A 17,776-nucleotide genomic window follows, 5' to 3' on the forward strand; every position below is an offset into this window, starting at 1 on the left:
GTGCGCACCGCGCCCTCATCCGTGAGCGTGCTCATGCGGAGCCTCCGATCAGGGTGAGGAAGGCGTCTTCGAGGCGGCGGTGCGCCCCGACCGACTGGACGGGGATGTCGAGGCGGACGAGTTCGGCGACCAGACGCTGTGGTGTGCCGTCGTCGTCGAGCCGTATCAGGAGCCCGTCGTCGGTGGGCACGGCCGAGGTGACGCCCGGCAGCGCCGCGACCTTCTCCAGGACGGGCCCCTGGGGCGGCGTACCGGTGCCGACGAGGAGTGTGTCGCCGCCGCCGATGATCTCCCCTACCGGGCCCGCCTGCACGAGCTTGCCCCGGTCCATCACCACGAGGTGGGTGCAGGACTGCTCGACCTCCGCCAGCAGGTGGCTGGAGACGATCACCGTGCGTCCGGCGGCGGCGTACCGGATCATCACCTCGCGCATCTCGCGGATCTGGGGCGGGTCGAGGCCGTTGGTCGGTTCGTCGAGGATGAGCAGGTCCGGCAGGCCCAGCATGGCCTGGGCGATGGCGAGGCGCTGGCGCATGCCCTGCGAGTAGGTGCGCACCGCGCGGGCGAGGGCGTCACCGAGGCCCGCGATCTCCAGGGCCTCCTCGATGTGCGCGTCCTCGGCGGGGCGGCCGGTCGCGGCCCAGTACAGCTCCAGGTTCTCCCGGCCGGACAGATGCGGCAGGAAGCCCGCGCCCTCGACGAAGGCCCCGACCCGGGAGAGCACCGGGGAGCCCGGCCGGATGGCGTGGCCGAAGACACGGATCTCGCCGCCGTCCGGGCTGATCAGGCCCATCAGCATGCGCAGGGTCGTGGTCTTGCCCGCGCCGTTCGGTCCGAGGAGGCCGAGCACCTGGCCCTTCTCGACCCGGAAGGACAGGTCCTTGACCGCGTACCGGTCGGACGACTTCGCGTACCGCTTGCTCAAGTCCGTGATCTGCAGCGGCACTTCGGCGAGCGCGGGGTCCGGGGGCGCCGACACGGTGCGGCGGCGGGCGGTCAGCAGCAGGGCCAGGGCGACGACGGCGCCCGCGAGCGGCAGCCACCACACCCAGGACGGCAGCGGGGCGGCGGCGGTGGTCACACCGGAGGCCGTCGGCACCTTCAGGTCGCTCTTCAGGGAGACGGTGTACGTCGCCGGAGCCGCCGGGGAGGCGTAGCCGAGGTCCGTGGAGGAGAGCACCAGCCGCAGCCGGTGGCCCTTGTCGATGTTGTAGTCGATGGCGGGCAGCGTGATGGTGACGTCCTGGCCGGCCTTCGCGTTCTCGACCCTGATGGGCGTCACCAGCTGGGACGGCAGCACCTGCTGGGTGCCCTCGCCGACGTCGTACACCTTGCCGAAGAGGACCGCGTCGTCGCCGGTGGACTTGACGTGGACGGTGACCGTCGGCGATCCGGTGATGCGCAGGTCGTCGCCGACGGGGGCCGACTCGAAGGCGGCGTACTGGCCGGGGAAGTCCAGCGAGACGCCGACGCCGAGGGAGGAGAGCTGGCCGAGGCCGCCCGCGCCGCTGAGGCCGGGCAGGGAGGAGATCGCGGGCGGGTTGGCGCCGGCCGGGTTGTCGACGTCCTGCTCGCGGCCGGTCAGGGCGACGGACTTCTGGCCGCTCTCCAGGCCCGGGTAGGTGTCGTCGCTCGCGCCGCGCAGTACGGCCGCGCCGTCCGCGGAGTCGACGCCGCCGGTACGGGTGATCCGGAAGGCGGGGCCGGTGTCGGCGCTCTTGTCGTCCTTGAGGTAGCGGTCGAACCAGGAGTCCACGCGCGCGTTGAGCCGGCTCTGCTCCATGTCGCCGCCGTCGTGGCCGCCCGCGATCCAGTCGACGTCGACGGGGGCGCCGTTGGCGCGGATCGCCTTCGCCGCCGCGTCGGCCTGGCCCAGCGGGAAGAGGGAGTCCGTCTGGCCCTGCATCAGCAGTGTGGGCACCTTGATGCGGTCGCCGACGGCCGACGGTGAGCGCTCCTCAAGGAGCTGTCGCGCCTGGGCGTCCGGGGTGCCGGACTCGGCGACCCGGTCGTACATCTCGCAGAGCTGCGCCTCGAAGTTGTCGCAGCCGCCGGCCGTGTTGACGAAGACGCCCGCCCACAGCTTCTTGAAGACGCCGTTCGGGAACAAGGCGTCCGCGAGGTTCCAGTAGGTGATCGACGGGGCGATGGCGTCCACCCGGTCGTCGTACCCGGCGGTGAGGAGGGAGATCGCGCCGCCGTACGAGGCTCCCGCCATGCCCACGCGCGGGTCGCCGTTCTTGTCGAGCTGGACCTGCGGCTGCTCGGACAGCCAGTCGATGAGCTTGGAGACGTCGGCGACCTCGGCGTCCGGGTCGTTGAGCCCCACCTTGCCGGTCGACTCGCCGAAGCCGCGGGCCGACCAGGTCAGTACCGCGTACCCGTCGGCGGCGAGGTCCTCGGCCTGCTCGCGCATGTCGTCCTTGCTGCCGCCGAAGCCGTGCGCCAGCAGGACGGCGGGGCGGCGGCCGGCCCCGCCGGAGGTGAAGTACGAGGTGTCGATGCGCACCCCGTCACCCATGGCCATGACCCGGTCGGCGCGGTGCACCGCGGGCGCGTCGTCGGAGGCGACGGCAGTCCACGTACCGGCACCGGCGAGGACGACAACGGCGGCCGCGGCGGCAAGAAGCCGCCGCGGCCACCATGGCCCGCGCAGTCCGGGCAATCGAAGATCCATGCGTCAACGGTACGCGGCCGGACTGACAGCCCCCGCCAGCTTCTGGGCGGAACCCCCTCACCTCCCACGGGCGTACGCGCACCGTCGCGCATACCGCGACCGCGGTATGCGCGACGGCGGTACCTGCACGATCGACGGCCCATCGCCGCACCCCACGGAGGCCTGGCACGGCCGTTCGGAACGCCACTCGATCAATTGAAAGATATTGAAAGATCACGACACAGATCACGACACGGCGGGTTTCCCGGACCGCACCGGCAGATCCTTGAAGGTCTGCCCCCTTCGCGAACGGAGACGCCCTGTGCGCATCACTGACATCCAGCGCTGCGAGGTCCGGCCCGGACGGCTCGTCGAGTGGACGCTCAGTCCCGCGACCGTCGAGACGGCGGCAGGCCTGCCGGATGACACCCGGCCACCGGCGTACATCCAGGAGTCGCACATCAAAACGGCGCGAAGTGTGCGGGAGGACGGCCTGTTCGTACCGACCTGGCTCGGCACCGCCTTCGACATCCCGGGCCGGGTCGACCTGGACGCGTTGCAGGACGCGCTGCGGGACTGGACCCTGCGGCACGAGACGCTGCGCAGCGGCTTCCGGCCGGACGGCGACGAACTACGGCGCTTCACCCTCGCCCCGGAGGCCGTGTCCCTGCACCGCGAGGACATCGGCGACTTCCCCGACGCGGACGAACTGGTCCAGCACCTCCAGGACCGCTTCGACACGGCGGCGGACGCGCTGCGCTGGCCGAACCTCATCTACACGGCGGTCGGGCGGGCGGACTCCACCAGCGTGTACATGGCCTTCGACCACAGCAACGTCGACTCCTACTCGATCCAGCGCATCCCCGCCGAGATCCACGAGCTGTACGCGGCACGCGTCGGGGGCACTCCGGTACGGCAGGAACCGGTCAGCAGTTATGTCGACTTCTGCGAGATCGAGCGGGCGGACGCCGACCGGATCGACGAGACCCACGAGATCGTCGCCCGCTGGCGGGAGTTCATCGGCCGCTGCGACGGCAGGCTGCCGAACTTCCCCGTCGACCTCGGCCTGGACCCCGGCGCCGGGCTGCCGGCCCAGAAGCTCATGCGGGAGACGCTCGTGGACGCGGACGACGCCGCCGCCTTCGAGGCCTGCTGCCGGCCCTACGGCGGCAGCCTCGTCGGCGTCCTGGCCGCCACCGCCCTCATCGTCCGGGAGATCGGCGGGCAGTCCGTCTACCGCACGGTCGTGCCCTTCCACACCCGGGTGAAGTCCCAGTGGTCGCAGACCGTGGGCTGGTTCGTGGGCGGAGCGCCGATCGAGATCCCCCTGGGGCCGGGACTCGACTTCCCGGCCGCGCTGCAGGCCGTGCGTGCCGAGATGCACGCCAACCGGTCGCTGGCCCGCATGCCCATCGCCCGGGTGCTGCGGCTGCTCGGCTCGGACTTCCGTCCGACCTCGCCCGACCTGTACTCCATCGTCTCGTTCGTCGACGGCCGGGGCCTGCCCCGCTCCGCGGACTGGTCCGACCTGGCGGCGTACGGACTGGTGCGGGTGTCGTACGGCGACCAGGTGTGCGTGTGGATCAACCGGCTGCACGAGGGCCTGTGGTTCGCGAGCCGCTATCCGGACACCGACATCGCGTACAAGAACATGCGCTTGTACGTCGAGCGGCTGCGGGACCTGGTCAGGTCGGCGGCGCGGTGACGATCACCGGGCTGTGGGCGCTGGTGTCAGTGGGGCTCGGTAGGGTCTCCTGCACAGTCGATTCACAGCTACGGGTGGGGACAGATGAAGCAGAAGTACACCGCTGCCTGGGTGGGGTTCACGGCGGCGGCGCTGGTGGCGACGGCCGGGTGCGGCGCGGAGGCCACGAAGGAGACCGCGGAGCAGGCGGTCAAGGCGGCCGGCAACGCGGACAAGATCATGGCGGTGCTGTCGCGGGCCGCGGACCGGACCGAGGAACTCGGGTCCGCCGAGGTGAAGATGACCACCTCGGTCAACGGCGGCGCCCCGATCGCCATGGCCGGCACGTACTCCTGGGGCGACGGGTACGCCTTCGACGTCGAGATGGACACCGAGGCCGCGCAGATGCAGACGCTGACGGCCGCGCCGAGCATCCGCTGCCTGTTCGTGGACGGCGACTACTACTACGACGTCGACCCGCAGCCCTCCGGCCCCCTCGCGGGCAAGGAGTGGATGAAGATCGACGGTACGGCCGTGTTCGGCGAGGACGCCGCCCAAGCGCTCAGCGGGAGTTCCGGCGGCAGTCCGTCGGCCTCGATGAAGAGCCTGAAGTACGCCGAGGACGTCGAGGACCTCGGCACCCAGACCGTGAACGGGCAGCGGACGACGCACTATAGGGCCGTCCTCGACGAGAGCAACATGGGCCAGCTCAAGGAGCTGTACGGCGACGACGAGTCCCTCTACGGCTCGATGGTCGGCCCCGACGGCTCGCTGACCATGGACGTCTGGGTCGGCGACAAGGACCTGCCGGTACGTCTGATACAGGAGACCGGCGCCATGAAGGTCACCATGGACTTCGAGAAGTTCGGCGCCACGGCCGACGTCGAGGTGCCGCCCGCCGCGCAGACCGGTGACATCACCGAGACTCTTGTGGAAGCCGGCGCTCAGTGACACGACTGAGCCCGGGCGCATGACGTGCCCGGGCTCAGGTCGTTCCCTCAGTGGTTGCGCGGGAAGCCCAGGTCCACGCCCGCCGGGGCGTCGGCCGGGTCGGGCCAGCGGGTGGTGACGACCTTGCCGCGGGTGTAGAAGTGGGTGCCGTCGTTGCCGTAGATGTGGTGGTCGCCGAAGAGGGAGTCCTTCCAGCCGCCGAAGCTGTGGTAGCCGACGGGGACCGGGATCGGGACGTTCACGCCGACCATGCCGGCCTCGATCTCCAGCTGGAAGCGGCGGGCGGCGCCGCCGTCCCGGGTGAAGATCGCGGTGCCGTTGCCGAAGGGCGAGCTGTTGATGAGGGCCACGCCCTCGTCGTACGTCTCCGCGCGCAGCACGCACAGGACGGGGCCGAAGATCTCGTCCTGGTAGGCCTTCGCGGACGTGGGCACCTTGTCGAGCAGGGAGATGCCGATCCAGTGGCCGTCCTCGAAGCCGTCGACGGTGTAACCGGTGCCGTCGAGGACCACCTCGCAGCCCTCGGCCGCCGCGCCCTCGACGTAGGAGGCCACCTTGTCGCGGTGGACCTTGGTGATCAGCGGGCCCATCTCGGAGGCGGGGTCGTTGCCGGGACCGATCTTGATCTTCTCGGCGCGCTCGCGGATCTTCTCCACCAGCTCGTCGCCGATCGCGCCGACGGCCACCACCGCGGAGATCGCCATGCAGCGCTCGCCCGCCGAGCCGTAGGCGGCGGAGACGGCGGCGTCGGCCGCCGCGTCCAGGTCGGCGTCCGGCAGGACCAGCATGTGGTTCTTGGCGCCGCCGAGGGCCTGGACCCGCTTGCCGTTGGCAGAGGCGGTGGTGTGGATGTAGCGGGCGACCGGGGTCGAGCCGACGAAGGAGACGGCCTTGACATCCGGGTGCTCAAGGAGGCGGTCGACGGCCACCTTGTCGCCGTGGACGACGTTGAAGACACCGTCCGGCAGACCGGCCTCCGCCAGCAGTTCCGCGAGCTTGACCGATGCCGACGGGTCCTTCTCGCTCGGCTTCAGCACGAAGGTGTTGCCGCACGCGATGGCCATCGGGAACATCCACATCGGGACCATCGCCGGGAAGTTGAACGGCGTGATGCCCGCGACGACACCGAGCGGCTGCCGGATCGAGGAGACGTCCACGCGGCTGGCGACCTGCGTGGACAGCTCACCCTTCAGCTGCACGTTGATGCCGCACGCCAGGTCGACGATCTCCAGGCCGCGCGCGACCTCACCGAGCGCGTCGGAGTGCACCTTGCCGTGCTCGGCGGTGATCAGCTCGGCGAGCGCGTCCCGGTTGGCATCCAGCAGCGCACGGAACTTGAACAGGATCGCGGTGCGCTGGGCCAGCGAGGACTGGCCCCAGGTCACGTAGGCCTCCTTGGCGGCCTGCACCGCCGCGTCCACCTCGTCGACCGAGGCGAACGCGACCTTCGTGTCGACCGCGCCGGTGGCCGGGTCGGTGACCGGCCCGTACGTACCCGACGCGCCTTCGACGGACTTGCCGCCGATCCAGTGGTTGACGATCTTCGTCATGGCTGAACTCCAGTCATTCCTTCACAGAAAGCGGCGTCGGGCAGTGACGTGCCGGTCGTACTCCTCGCGGGCCTTCACCGCCGACGATCGGGTCGCGGTCTCGGCCACAGGTACATCCCACCAGGCCTGCGCCGGAGGCGCCCCCGACACTGTGTCTGCCGTTTCGGTCTCGACGTAGACACATGTGGGAGTGTCCGCGGCGCGCGCCTCGGCGAGCGCCTCCCGCAGGTCGGCCACGGTCTTCGCGCGCAGCACGCGCATGCCGAGACTGGCGGCGTTGGCGGCGAGATCCACCGGCAGCGGGGCGCCGGAGAACGTGCCGTCGGCCGCCCGGAAGCGGTACGCGGTGCCGTACCGCTCACCGCCGGTCTCCTCCGACAGGCCGCCGATCGACGCGTACCCGTGGTTCTGCACGAGCAGCATCTTGATCGCGACGCCCTCCTGCACAGCCGTGACGATCTCGGTCGGCATCATCAGGTAGGTGCCGTCGCCGACCAGCGCCCACACGGGCCGGTCGGGCGCCGCGAGCTTCACGCCGATCGCGGCCGGGATCTCGTAGCCCATGCAGGAGTAGCCGTACTCCAGGTGGTACTGGTCCGCCGACCGCGCCCGCCACAGCTTGTGCAGGTCGCCCGGGAGCGAGCCGGCCGCGTTGATGACGATGTCCGACTCGTCGACGATGGCGTCCAGCGCGCCGATGACCTGCGGCTGCGTCGGCCGTACATCGGGTTCGTCGGCCTCGAAGCAGGCGTCGACGCGCTGCTCCCAGCGCTCCTTGTCCTCGCTGTACTCGGTGACGTACGCGTCGGGGACCCGGTGGGCGTGCATCTGCAGCGCCTCGGTCAGCTCCGCGAGACCGCTGCGGGCGTCCGCGATCAGCGGCAGGCCGGAGAGCTTGTGGCCGTCGTACGGGGCGATGTTGAGGTTGAGGAAGCGGACGTTCTCGCCGGTGAAGAGGGTGCCGGAGGCCGTGGTGAAGTCGGTGTAGCGCGTCCCCACGCCGATCACCAGGTCGGCGGTGCGGGCGAGTTCGTCGGCGGTCGCGGTGCCGGTGTGGCCGACGGCGCCGACGTCCTGCGGGTGGTCGAAGCGCAGCGAGCCCTTGCCCGCCTGGGTGGAGGCGACCGGGATGCCGGTGGTGCGGGCGAACTCCTCCAGCGCCTCCTCGGCGCGGCTGTGGTGGACGCCGCCGCCCGCGACGACGAGCGGGCGCCGGGCGGCCCGGATCGCGTGCACGGCCTCGGCGAGTTCGGTCGGGTCGGCTCCCGGCCGTCGTACCACCCAGGTGCGTTCGGCGAAGAACTCGTCCGGCCAGTCGTGGGCCTCGGCCTGGACGTCCTGGGGCATCGCGAGCGTCACCGCGCCGGTCTCCACCGGGTCGGTGAGCACGCGCATCGCCTGCAGGGCCGCCGGGATCAGCGCCTCGGGGCGGTGGATCCGGTCGAAGTACTTCGACACCGGGCGCAGACAGTCGTTGACGGAGATGTCGCCCGCGTACGGCACTTCGAGCTGCTGGAGGACCGGGTCGGCGGGGCGGGTGGCGAAGATGTCGCCGGGGAGGAGCAGCACCGGGAGGTGGTTGATCGTGGCGAGCGCGGCGCCCGTGACCAGGTTGGTCGCGCCCGGCCCGATGGAGGTCGTGACCGCGTGCGTGGACAGCCGGCCCGACTGGCGGGCGTAGCCGATCGCCGCGTGCACCATGGACTGCTCGTTGCGGCCCTGGTGATAGGGCATGGCGTCGGCGTACTCGACCAGCGCCTGGCCGAGTCCGGCGACGTTGCCGTGGCCGAAGATGCCCCAGGTGGCGTCGATGAGCCGGTGCCGTATGCCGTCCCGCTCGGTGTACTGGACGGACAGGAAGCGCACCAGCGCCTGCGCGACCGTCAGCCTCGTCGTCGAGGTCATCGGTAACCCCCAGTGCTTTCTACGTGGGCCGGGTGGAAGCAGATCCGCCACTCCCGTGTCCGACCCGGACCGGCCATGACGTTCAGGTAGTACATGTCGTGTCCGGGCTGGGCGATCGACGGGCCGTGCCATCCGTCGGGGACGAGCACGGCGTCTCCGGAGCGGACCTCCGCGAGGACATCGGATCCGCCCTCACGGGAGGGGAATACGCGCTGATAGCCGAAGCCGTTCGGACCGTCGATCTCGAAGTAGTAGATCTCCTCCAGCTCCGCCTCCTCGCCCAGCCGGTGCTCGTCGTGCTTGTGCGGCGGATACGAGGACCAGTTGCCGCCGGGTGTGATCACCTCGACCGCGATGAGCTTGTCGCACTCGAACGCGTCGGCTGCGGCGAAGCCCCGCACCTGGCGGGAGCAGTTGCCGCTGCCGCGCTGCTCGACGGGAACCTCCGGCGCGGGGCCGTAGCGGGCGGGGAGTCGTCGCTCGCACTTCGCTCCTGCCAGGGCGAAGCGGCCTCCCGCGCCGGAGGCGATCTGCACCCGGGCGTCACGGGGCGCGTACGCGAAGTCGGTGACCGACGCGAACACGCTCTCCCGGCCCAGGAGTTGGAATACCTCGTGCTCCACCTGCACCGTACAACCACCGCTCAGCGGCACCACGATCCACTCACTCTCACCGGTGGTGAAGGTGTGCGAACCGCCCGCCTCCAGCTCGACGATCCGCAGGCTGGAGTGGGTCCAGCCGGCCCGCTCGGGATCGATGTCGAGCGCGTAGCGCCCGTCGGCGGCGGTGCCTTTCGGAACGTACAACTCGTTGCTCATGCGGCCCTCACAGCAGTCCTACGGCGGTGTCCACGGCGGCGGCCACATCGCCGTCCGCCGGGTACAGCAGCGAACGGCCGACCACCAGGCCCTGCACGGTGGGCAGTTGGAGGGCGCCGCGCCACTTCTCGTACGCGCCGTCCTGGTCATCCCCGACGTCCCCGCCCAGCAGCACGGCGGGCAGGGTCGAGGTCTCCATGACCTGGGCCATGTCGTCCGGGTTGTCGGTGACGGGAACCTTCAGCCAGGTGTACGCCGAGGTGCCGCCCAGGCCGGAGGCGATGGCGATCGACTTGGTGACGGCGTCGGCGGAGAGGTCGTTGCGGAGCCTTCCCTCGGGCGTACGACGGCTGATGAACGGCTCGACGAACACGGGGAGCCGGCGGGCTGCCATGTCGTCGATCGCGCGGGCCGTGGACTCCAGGGTGGTGAGGGAGCCCGGGTCGTCGTAGTCGATCCGCAGCAGCAGCTTGCCCGCGTCGAAGCCGAGGCGCTCGATGTCCTGGGGCCGGTGGCCGGTGAAGCGGTCGTCGAGTTCGAAGGAGGCGCCCTGGAGGCCGCCGCGGTTCATCGAGCCCATGACGACCTTGCCGTCGAGGGCGCCGAGCAGCAGCAGGTCGTCCAGGATGTCGGCGGTGGCGAGGACACCGTCGACGCCGGGTCTGGCGAGCGCCAGGCACAGGCGCTGCAGCAGATCGGCGCGGTTGGCCATGGCGAGCTTGCGGTCGCCGACGCCGAGCGCGCCGCGGGCGGGGTGGTCGGCGGCCACGATCATCAGCCGGCCCGAGTCGCCTGTCAGCGGCCGGCGGGTGCGGCGGGCCGCCGCTTCGGCGATCGCCTCGGGATGGTGGCTGCGGGTGCGCACCAGCGCCTCGATGTCGACGGTCACAGCACGGCTCCCGCGGTGAGCGCGGCTTCCACTTCGGCGGGGGTCGGCATGGCGGACGAGCACTCCAGTCGAGAGGCGACGATGGCACCGGCGGCGTTGGCGTGCCGCATGGTCTTCTCCAGGTCCCAGCCTTCCAGGAGGCCGTGGCAGAGGGACCCGCCGAAGGCGTCACCGGCGCCGAGGCCGTTGAGAACGTTCACGGGCAGGGGCGGGACCTCGGCCGTCTCGCCCTGGCGGTTGACGGCGAGGACGCCCTTGGGGCCCTGCTTGACGACCGCGAGTTCGACGCCGGCGTCGAGCAGGGCGCGGGCGGCGGCGTGCGGTTCGCGGACGCCGGTGGCGACCTCCACCTCGTCGAGGTTGCCGACCGCGACGGTGGTGTGGCGCAGGGCCTCGGTGTAGAAGGGGCGGGCGGCGTCGGGGCCGCTCACGGCTGTGTCGTTCCAGAACATGGGGCGCCAGTCGAGGTCGAAGACCGTCGTGCCGGCCTTGGCCCGGTGGGCGAGGGCCGCGAGGGTCGCCGTACGGCTCGGCTCCTCGCTCAGGCCCGTGCCGGTCACCCAGAAGACGCTCGCCTCGCGGATCGCGTCGAGGTCCAGGTCATGGGCGTCGATCTCCAGGTCCGGGGCCTTGGGACGGCGGTAGAAGTACAGCGGGAAGTCGTCCGGCGGGAAGACCTCGCAGAAGGTGACGGGGGTCGGCAGCCCGGCGACCGGGGTGACCCAGCGGTCGTCGACGCCGAAGTCCCGCAGCGCCTCGTGCAGGTAGGTGCCGAACGGGTCGTCGCCGGTACGGGTGATCACCGCGGTACGGCGGCCGAGGCGGGCCGCGGCGACCGCGACGTTGGTCGCCGATCCGCCGAGGAACTTGCCGAAGGACGTCACCTGCGGCAGCGGGACACCCGTCTGCAGCGGATAGAGGTCCACGCCGATCCGCCCCATGGTGATCAGGTCGTACGCCATCGCGTTCCCTTCGTATCGGCTCTCTCCGGCTTTCTAGACCCCGATGGCGAGCCCTGTCAATGTTTTGTCCTGACATTCGGACCAGAGCTTGACAGGGCTGTCGTGCGAACGGAAGCTGACCGCCATGACTTCGTTGTCACCACAGCCCTCACTGTCCCGCATCCGGATCGGGTCCGCGCCCGACTCCTGGGGTGTGTGGTTCCCCGACGACCCGCGGCAGGTTCCCTGGCAGCGCTTCCTCGACGAGGTCGCGCAGTCCGGCTACGAGTGGATCGAGCTGGGCCCGTACGGCTATCTGCCGACCGATCCGGCCGTGCTCACCGAGGAGACCGCGAGGCGTGGCCTCAAGGTGTCGGCCGGGACCGTCTTCACGGGCCTGCACCACGGTGCGGCCGTGTGGGACAAGACCTGGGCGCACGTCGCGGACAACGCGGTGCTCGCGCAGGCCATGGGGGCGAAGCACCTGGTCGTCATCCCGTCCTTCTGGCGGGACGACAAGACCGGTGAGGTGCTGGAGCCGAGTTCGCTGACCGCCGAGCAGTGGCGGAACCTCACCTCGCTGACCGAGCGGCTGGGAAGCCGGGTGCGCGAGGAGTACGGCCTGCAGATCGTCGTCCACCCGCACGCCGACACGCACATCGACAGCGAGGAGAACGTCGTCCGGTTCCTGGACGGGACGGATTCGGGGCTGGTGTCGCTGTGTCTCGACACCGGGCATTACGCGTACTGCGGCGGGGACAGCGTCAAGCTCATCGAGACGTACGGGGAGCGGATCGGGTATCTGCATCTCAAGCAGGTGGATCCGGAGATCCTGGCGGAGGTGCGGGCGGAGGGGACGCCGTTCGGTCCCGCGGTGGCGCGGGGCGTGATGTGCGAACCGCCGTCCGGCGTGCCCGCGTTGGGGCCCGTGCTGGAGGCCGCGCAGCGGCTGGACGTGGATCTGTTCGCGATCGTGGAGCAGGACATGTATCCGTGTGAGGCGGATGCGCCGCTGCCGATCGCGCGGCGGACGCGGGCGTTTCTGAGGTCGTGCGGGGCGTAGCCCTCCGGGGGGTGCCGTAGCCCTCCGGGGGGTGCCGTAGCCCTCCGGGGGGTGCCGTAGCCCTCCGGGGGTGCCGCAGCCCTCCGGGGGTGCCGCAGCCCTCCGGGGGTGCCGCAGCCCTCCGGGGGTGCCGGGCGCCTCATGGTCCTGCCGGGTTCTGTAGCAGGGCGAGTGCGGGCCGGTGGGGGCTTGTCGCGCAGTTCCCCGCGCCCCTGAGGGCGTCGCAGCATGCGCGCGTTGTCAATGCGCCGCGCCTTCGATCCGGCGCGCGCCTGCGCTTCACCTCTGTCACAAACGCCCCCCTCGTGTCACACATGTCGCGTGTACGCCGATTTTCCGTCACACCCGGTACACAGGCCCTGACCTGCGCTCACTCCGCGTCGTTCACCGGTCGCAGGCTTTGTGATCGCCAGCGCAGCGCCCGGTCCCCCCGACGGCCGTCCCCGGCCGCCACCGCGGTGCGCGCGGGGAGGTACACCTCATGACCGACCGACGGCTCTGGTCCTACAAGGAGATCGCGGCGCACATCCGGGTGCAGCCGGACACCGTTCGCTCCTACCGCAAGCACGGGCTGCTGCCGCCGCCCGACCATGTGGAGGGCGGCAAGCCCTACTGGTACGCGGACACCGTCCGGGCGTGGGTCGCCGCCCGCCCGGGCAACCGGGCACGTCGAGAGGACTGAACGGCCCGCGCCCGCGTGGGGCACGGTCCTCTCCCGGACACCCAGCCGTCAGGCCCACGGCTCGATGACGGTCACACCCGCTCCCGGTGCCGTGCCCATCGCGGCGAGGGCCGCCGGCGTCGCGTCCAGGGTGATGGTGGAGGTGACCAGGAGGTCGGGCCGCAGGGCGCCGGTCCGGACCAGTTCCAGCATCGGCGGGTAGGTGTGAGCCGCCATGCCGTGGCTGCCGAGGAGTTCGAGTTCCAGGGCGACCGCGCGGGCCATCGGGACCGGGGTGGTGCCCGTGGGTGAGGGCAGCAGCCCGACCTGGACGTGCCGGCCGCGGCGGCGCAGACCGTTCACGGAGGCGGCGCAGGTCGCGGGTGCGCCGAGAGCGTCCAGGGAGAGGTGGGCACCGCCGCCCGTGATCTCGCGGATCGCCGTGGCGGTGTCCGGCGTCCTCGTCCCGTCCACGCACTCGGCCGCCCCGAACTTCCGTGCCAGGTCCAGGGCTCGCTCGGATACGTCGACGGCGACCACCCGCGCCCCGGACGCCGCCGCGATCATCACCGCCGACAGGCCCACGCCCCCGCAGCCGTGCACCGCGACCCACTCCCCCGCCGCCACCCGGCCCTGCTGCACCACCGCCCGGAACGCCGTCGCGAACCGGCAGCCCAGCGAGGCCGCCGTCGCGAACGACATGCCGTCGGGCACCGCGACGAGGTTGACGTCGGCGTGGTCCAGCGCCACGTACTGGGCGAAGGAGCCCCAGTGGGTGAAACCGGGCTGGGTCTGGCGCTCGCACACCTGCTGGTCGCCCGCCGCGCAGGACGCGCAGGTGCCGCAGGCACACACGAAGGGGACCGTCACCCGGTCACCGGGCCGCCATGCGGTCACACGGTCGCCCACCGCCTCGACGACACCGGCGAGTTCATGGCCCGGCACGTGCGGCAGCGTGATGTCCTCATCGTGGCCCTGCCAGCCATGCCAGTCGCTGCGGCACAGGCCGGTCGCCTCGACCCGCACGAGCACGCCGTGGGGGGCGGGTGCCGGGTCCGGCACGTCCTCTTTGACCTCGGCCGGTTCCCCGTACCGCTCGAACATCACTGCGCGCATGTCTCCCAGCCTCCGAGGTGCGTGCCCGCGCGTTGCCGGCTGTCGTCCACGGCACCATCGTGCCTGGTCGCACCCCACTTTTGGGAAATACCCCCTAGGGGTATATCCTATGAGTATGGGGCTCCCCCCTGGGTCCCCTCAGCCCCACATGCCTCCACGAGGAGTACGACATGAGCATCACGGCCACGTACAAGGTCAGCGGGATGAGCTGCGGACACTGCGAGGGCGCCGTCTCCGGCGAGATCTCGGAGCTCCCCGGGGTCAGCTCGGTGAAGGCCGTCGCCTCGACCGGTGAGGTCACCGTCGTCTCGGAGTCCGCGCTGGACGAGGAAGCAGTCCGCGCCGCCGTGGACGAGGCCGGTTTCGAGCTCGTCGGCACGGCCTGAGCGCACTCCGAGAGCCCCCCGAGATCACCGTGAGCGCACTCCGAGAGCCTCTGAGCGCATGACCGGCACCACCACCGCCTCCACCACCACCGCCTCCGCCTCCGCCTCCGCCTCCGCCTCCCCGGCACCGATAGCCGCGACCTGCGAGGTCGAGCTGCTCATCGGCGGCATGACCTGCGCCGCCTGCGCGGCCCGCGTCGAGAAGAAGCTCAACCGCATGGACGGCGTGACGGCCACGGTGAACTTCGCGACGGAGAAGGCCAGGGTCACCCACCCCGCGGGCACCGAGGTCGCGGACCTGATCGCCACGGTGGTCAAGACCGGCTATACGGCGGAGGAGCCCGCGCCCGTCAGCGAGGCGCCGTCGCCCGAGGACCCCGGACTCACGCCCTACCGCCACCGCTTCACCGTCTCCGCGCTGCTCGCGGTCCCGGTCATCGTGCTGTCGATGGTCCCGCCCCTGCAGTTCGACTACTGGCAGTGGCTCGCGCTCACCCTCGCCGCGCCCGTCGTCGTCTGGGGCGGCCTGCCCTTCCACCGGGCCGCCTGGACGAACCTCAGGCACGGCGCAGCCACCATGGACACGCTGGTGTCGCTCGGCACGCTGGCCGCCTTCGGCTGGTCCCTGTGGGCTCTGTTCTTCGGCGACGCGGGTATGCCGGGCATGCGGGACGGCTTCCGGCTGACCGCCGGCGGCATGGACGGCGCGTCGACGGTCTACCTCGAAGTGGCGTCCGGGGTCGTCGCGTTCATCCTGCTGGGCCGCTATCTGGAGGCCCGCTCCAAGCGCCGTGCGGGGGCGGCCCTGCGGGCGCTGATGGAGCTGGGCGCGAAGGACGTCGCCGTTCTGCGGGGAGACGCGGAAGTGCGGGTTCCGGTGGCCCGGCTGGCCGTCGGCGACCGGTTCGTCGTACGGCCCGGGGAGAAGATCGCCACCGACGGGACGGTCGTGGCGGGTTCCTCCGCCGTCGACGCCTCCATGCTGACCGGCGAGTCCGTGCCGGTGGACGTGACGGTCGGGGACGCGGTCACCGGCGCCACGGTCAACGCGGGCGGGCGACTGGTCGTCGAGGCCGTCCGGGTCGGCGGCGACACCCGACTCGCCCGGATGGCGAAGCTGGTGGAGGACGCGCAGAACGGCAAGGCGGAGGTGCAGCGGCTCGCCGACCGGATCTCCGGGGTCTTCGTGCCGGTCGTCATCCTCATCGCGGTCGCCACGTTCGGCGCCTGGCTCGGCGTCACCGGCGACACCGTCGCCGCGTTCACCGCGGCCGTCGCGGTCCTGATCATCGCCTGCCCGTGCGCGCTGGGCCTGGCCACCCCGACCGCCCTGATGGTCGGCACCGGCCGCGGCGCCCAGCTCGGCATCCTCATCAAGGGCCCCGAGGTCCTGGAGTCCACCCGCCGCGTCGACACGGTCGTCCTGGACAAGACCGGAACGGTCACCACCGGCCGGATGGCGCTCCAGCAGGTGTACGTCGCCGAAGGCGTCGACGAACGGGAGCTGCTGCGCCTCGCCGGCGCCCTGGAGCACGCCTCCGAGCATCCCGTCGCCCGCGCGGTCGCCGTGGGCGCCGAGGAGCGCGTCGGGCCGCTGCCGCCGGCCGAGCGGTTCGAGAACGTGCCCGGACGGGGCGTGCGCGGGCGGGTGGAGGGCCGTGAGGTGGCCGTGGGGCGGCTCGTCGAGTACACGGCCGCACTCCCGGCGGAGCTGGCGAGCGCGAGGGACGCGGCCGAGAGCAGCGGTCGTACGGCCGTCGTCGTCGGCTGGGACGGAGTGGCACGCGGTGTCGTCGCCGTCGCGGACGCCGTCAAGGAGACCAGCGCGGAGGCGGTGCGGGAGCTGCGCGCGCTGGGGCTCACGCCGGTGCTGCTGACCGGCGACAACCGGGCGGTCGCTCAGGCGGTCGCGCGGGCCGTCGGAATCGACGAGGTGATCGCCGAGGTGCTGCCCGAGGAGAAGGTCGACGTCGTACGGCGGTTGCAGCGCGAGGGACGTACGGTCGCCATGGTCGGTGACGGCGTCAACGACGCTGCGGCGCTCGCCACCGCCGATCTCGGGCTGGCGATGGGCACGGGGACGGACGCGGCGATCGAGGCGGGCGATCTGACGCTGGTGCGGGGGGATCTGCGGGTGGCCGCGGACGCGATCCGGCTGTCCCGGAGGACGCTGTCCACGATCAGGGGCAATCTTGTGTGGGCGTTCGGGTACAACGTGGCCGCGCTGCCGCTGGCCGCCGCCGGGCTGCTGAACCCGATGATCGCCGGGGCGGCGATGGCCTTCTCGTCCGTGTTCGTGGTGACGAACAGCCTCCGGCTGCGGACCTTCCGCTGAAGTTACCGCTGGTTACGCGGAAGTAGAGGTGAGAGACCCTCTGGAGTCCGCACCGACCCTCACATAAGCTCTTCACAAGGCTCCCGCATCATCCTTACGATGGGGCCCCGATCAGGAAATCGGGGCTCTTGCGTACGTACCGGACATATGCGAGAGACGCAGATCACAGTGATGTGAAGGTAACCATCGAAGGGGTTCGAAGGTCTAAGTTGACGATGTCAGAAAGCGTCTTGGGGGGCGCCTACTGACATCTGAGGATGTCTTGGGGGACTTCCTCAGAGCCGCGTTGCCGGGGCACGTACAGACGGGAAGCTTTGAGCGGCCCTCCCGATCGTGCGCTGTCCCGGCAGGCCGCACACCCCAGGAGTACGACGAGTTCCGCTCGTTTTGCTCAAAGGCTGCCTCGGCAGTCTGCTCGACAGCGATTCAGGCGCTGGTTTCTCACAGACGCCCGGCCGGATCCCGTGGGGGGAATCCGCACCGGGACATGGGAAGGCGCCCTGGACGTCGGCCCGTGGGGGGACCGCCGCCAGGGCGCCTTCTTCATGCTTTTTTCAAGGCTTGGTCCGCCTCCGGGGCGCCGATGCCGGGCGTCCAGAACCCGACCCGCCCCTTCGGCTCACCCGCCGGGCCCGCCGCGCCCGCCCCAGTGAACGGCCAGCGCGCCCGGCGATGACAGGCTCAGCGCGCCTCGACCGTCCGGCACGACATCACGCTCGACCACGCCCGCGGCAACCACAGGGCCAAGCCCAGTGACGGGGCACCGGACCACCAGCGCCCCTCACCAGCAAGCGTCAGCGCGACTCCACCGGCACGAAGTC

At 71.3% G+C, this 17,776-nt stretch carries 13 protein-coding genes; 6 read left to right on the forward strand and 7 right to left on the reverse strand.

Translation table 11 applies throughout. The features are described from left to right. Positions 1-31: 31 nt before the first annotated feature. On the reverse strand, positions 32-2,677 hold the full coding sequence (locus tag GFH49_RS01605; RefSeq protein ID WP_155053916.1) for a CocE/NonD family hydrolase: 2,646 nt from the start codon (positions 2,675-2,677) through the stop codon (positions 32-34). 301 nt (positions 2,678-2,978) lie between these two features. Here GFH49_RS01605 and GFH49_RS01610 point away from each other — a divergent pair, with 301 nt between their 5' ends. Both GFH49_RS01610 and GFH49_RS01615 read left to right on the forward strand, forming a co-directional pair. Beyond that, positions 2,979-4,361, forward strand: a complete 1,383-nt coding sequence (locus tag GFH49_RS01610; RefSeq protein ID WP_155053917.1) for a condensation domain-containing protein — start codon at positions 2,979-2,981, stop codon at positions 4,359-4,361. A gap of 84 nt (positions 4,362-4,445) precedes the next feature. Continuing rightward, a complete protein-coding gene (locus GFH49_RS01615) occupies positions 4,446-5,291 on the forward strand; it encodes an SCO4651 family lipoprotein (protein WP_155053918.1) in 846 nt (281 codons plus the stop codon). 47 nt (positions 5,292-5,338) lie between these two features. Here the strand turns inward: GFH49_RS01615 and mmsA are convergent, their stop codons facing one another. The 5 genes from mmsA to iolC are packed head-to-tail and all read right to left on the reverse strand — an operon-like array spanning position 5,339 to position 11,415. Continuing rightward, a complete protein-coding gene (gene mmsA, locus GFH49_RS01620; protein ID WP_155053919.1) occupies positions 5,339-6,841 on the reverse strand; it encodes a CoA-acylating methylmalonate-semialdehyde dehydrogenase in 1,503 nt (500 codons plus the stop codon). Positions 6,842-6,862: 21 nt separating this feature from the next. Next, positions 6,863-8,746 carry a 3D-(3,5/4)-trihydroxycyclohexane-1,2-dione acylhydrolase (decyclizing) gene (iolD, locus tag GFH49_RS01625; protein ID WP_155053920.1) on the reverse strand — a complete coding sequence of 628 codons (1,884 nt, stop codon included), beginning with the start codon at positions 8,744-8,746 and terminating at the stop codon, positions 6,863-6,865. Continuing rightward, positions 8,743-9,564 carry a 5-deoxy-glucuronate isomerase gene (gene iolB / locus GFH49_RS01630; protein ID WP_155053921.1) on the reverse strand — a complete coding sequence of 274 codons (822 nt, stop codon included), beginning with the start codon at positions 9,562-9,564 and terminating at the stop codon, positions 8,743-8,745. Before iolB ends, iolD begins: the two co-directional genes overlap by 4 nt. A gap of 7 nt (positions 9,565-9,571) precedes the next feature. Next, positions 9,572-10,453, reverse strand: coding sequence for a Cgl0159 family (beta/alpha)8-fold protein (locus tag GFH49_RS01635; RefSeq protein ID WP_155053922.1), 882 nt, complete (start codon positions 10,451-10,453; stop codon positions 9,572-9,574). After that, positions 10,450-11,415, reverse strand: coding sequence for a 5-dehydro-2-deoxygluconokinase (iolC, locus tag GFH49_RS01640; protein WP_155053923.1), 966 nt, complete (start codon positions 11,413-11,415; stop codon positions 10,450-10,452). The genes GFH49_RS01635 and iolC overlap by 4 nt, the downstream gene beginning before the upstream one ends. A 124-nt stretch (positions 11,416-11,539) precedes the next feature. Between iolC and GFH49_RS01645 the strand changes: the two genes are divergently transcribed. Both GFH49_RS01645 and GFH49_RS01650 read left to right on the forward strand, forming a co-directional pair. Continuing rightward, positions 11,540-12,457 carry a sugar phosphate isomerase/epimerase family protein gene (locus GFH49_RS01645; RefSeq protein WP_155053924.1) on the forward strand — a complete coding sequence of 306 codons (918 nt, stop codon included), beginning with the start codon at positions 11,540-11,542 and terminating at the stop codon, positions 12,455-12,457. A gap of 481 nt (positions 12,458-12,938) precedes the next feature. Then, positions 12,939-13,139 (forward strand): helix-turn-helix transcriptional regulator, encoded by a 201-nt coding sequence (locus tag GFH49_RS01650; RefSeq protein WP_155053925.1) that lies wholly within the window; start codon positions 12,939-12,941, stop codon positions 13,137-13,139. A 48-nt stretch (positions 13,140-13,187) separates the two neighbouring features. Here the strand turns inward: GFH49_RS01650 and GFH49_RS01655 are convergent, their stop codons facing one another. Next, on the reverse strand, positions 13,188-14,234 hold the full coding sequence (locus GFH49_RS01655; protein ID WP_155053926.1) for a zinc-dependent alcohol dehydrogenase family protein: 1,047 nt from the start codon (positions 14,232-14,234) through the stop codon (positions 13,188-13,190). A 170-nt stretch (positions 14,235-14,404) separates the two neighbouring features. Here GFH49_RS01655 and GFH49_RS01660 point away from each other — a divergent pair, with 170 nt between their 5' ends. Beyond that, entirely contained in the window at positions 14,405-14,620 is a 216-nt protein-coding gene (locus GFH49_RS01660; RefSeq protein ID WP_155053927.1) for a heavy-metal-associated domain-containing protein, read from the forward strand. A gap of 58 nt (positions 14,621-14,678) precedes the next feature. Further along, the gene (locus tag GFH49_RS01665) at positions 14,679-16,955 is read left to right on the forward strand and encodes a heavy metal translocating P-type ATPase (protein ID WP_155053928.1); all 2,277 of its coding nucleotides are present in this window, start codon (positions 14,679-14,681) and stop codon (positions 16,953-16,955) included. Positions 16,956-17,776: the final 821 nt, after the last annotated feature.

This window comes from Streptomyces blattellae (assembly GCF_009709555.1).
Lineage (GTDB): Bacteria > Actinomycetota > Actinomycetes > Streptomycetales > Streptomycetaceae > Streptomyces > Streptomyces blattellae.

Excerpts from the sequence above, each read along its gene's own strand:
- mmsA (WP_155053919.1), bottom strand. The coding sequence starts at position 6,841 with ATGACGAAGATCGTCAACCACTGGATCGGCGGCAAGTCCGTCGAAGGC.
- GFH49_RS01645 (WP_155053924.1), top strand. The coding sequence starts at position 11,540 with ATGACTTCGTTGTCACCACAGCCCTCACTGTCCCGCATCCGGATCGGG.
- GFH49_RS01655 (WP_155053926.1), bottom strand. The coding sequence starts at position 14,234 with ATGCGCGCAGTGATGTTCGAGCGGTACGGGGAACCGGCCGAGGTCAAA.
- GFH49_RS01665 (WP_155053928.1), top strand. The coding sequence starts at position 14,679 with ATGACCGGCACCACCACCGCCTCCACCACCACCGCCTCCGCCTCCGCC.
- GFH49_RS01605 (WP_155053916.1), bottom strand. The coding sequence starts at position 2,677 with ATGGATCTTCGATTGCCCGGACTGCGCGGGCCATGGTGGCCGCGGCGG.
- iolD (WP_155053920.1), bottom strand. The coding sequence starts at position 8,746 with ATGACCTCGACGACGAGGCTGACGGTCGCGCAGGCGCTGGTGCGCTTC.
- iolB (WP_155053921.1), bottom strand. The coding sequence starts at position 9,564 with ATGAGCAACGAGTTGTACGTTCCGAAAGGCACCGCCGCCGACGGGCGC.
- GFH49_RS01660 (WP_155053927.1), top strand. The coding sequence starts at position 14,405 with ATGAGCATCACGGCCACGTACAAGGTCAGCGGGATGAGCTGCGGACAC.
- GFH49_RS01615 (WP_155053918.1), top strand. The coding sequence starts at position 4,446 with ATGAAGCAGAAGTACACCGCTGCCTGGGTGGGGTTCACGGCGGCGGCG.
- iolC (WP_155053923.1), bottom strand. The coding sequence starts at position 11,415 with ATGGCGTACGACCTGATCACCATGGGGCGGATCGGCGTGGACCTCTAT.
- GFH49_RS01650 (WP_155053925.1), top strand. The coding sequence starts at position 12,939 with ATGACCGACCGACGGCTCTGGTCCTACAAGGAGATCGCGGCGCACATC.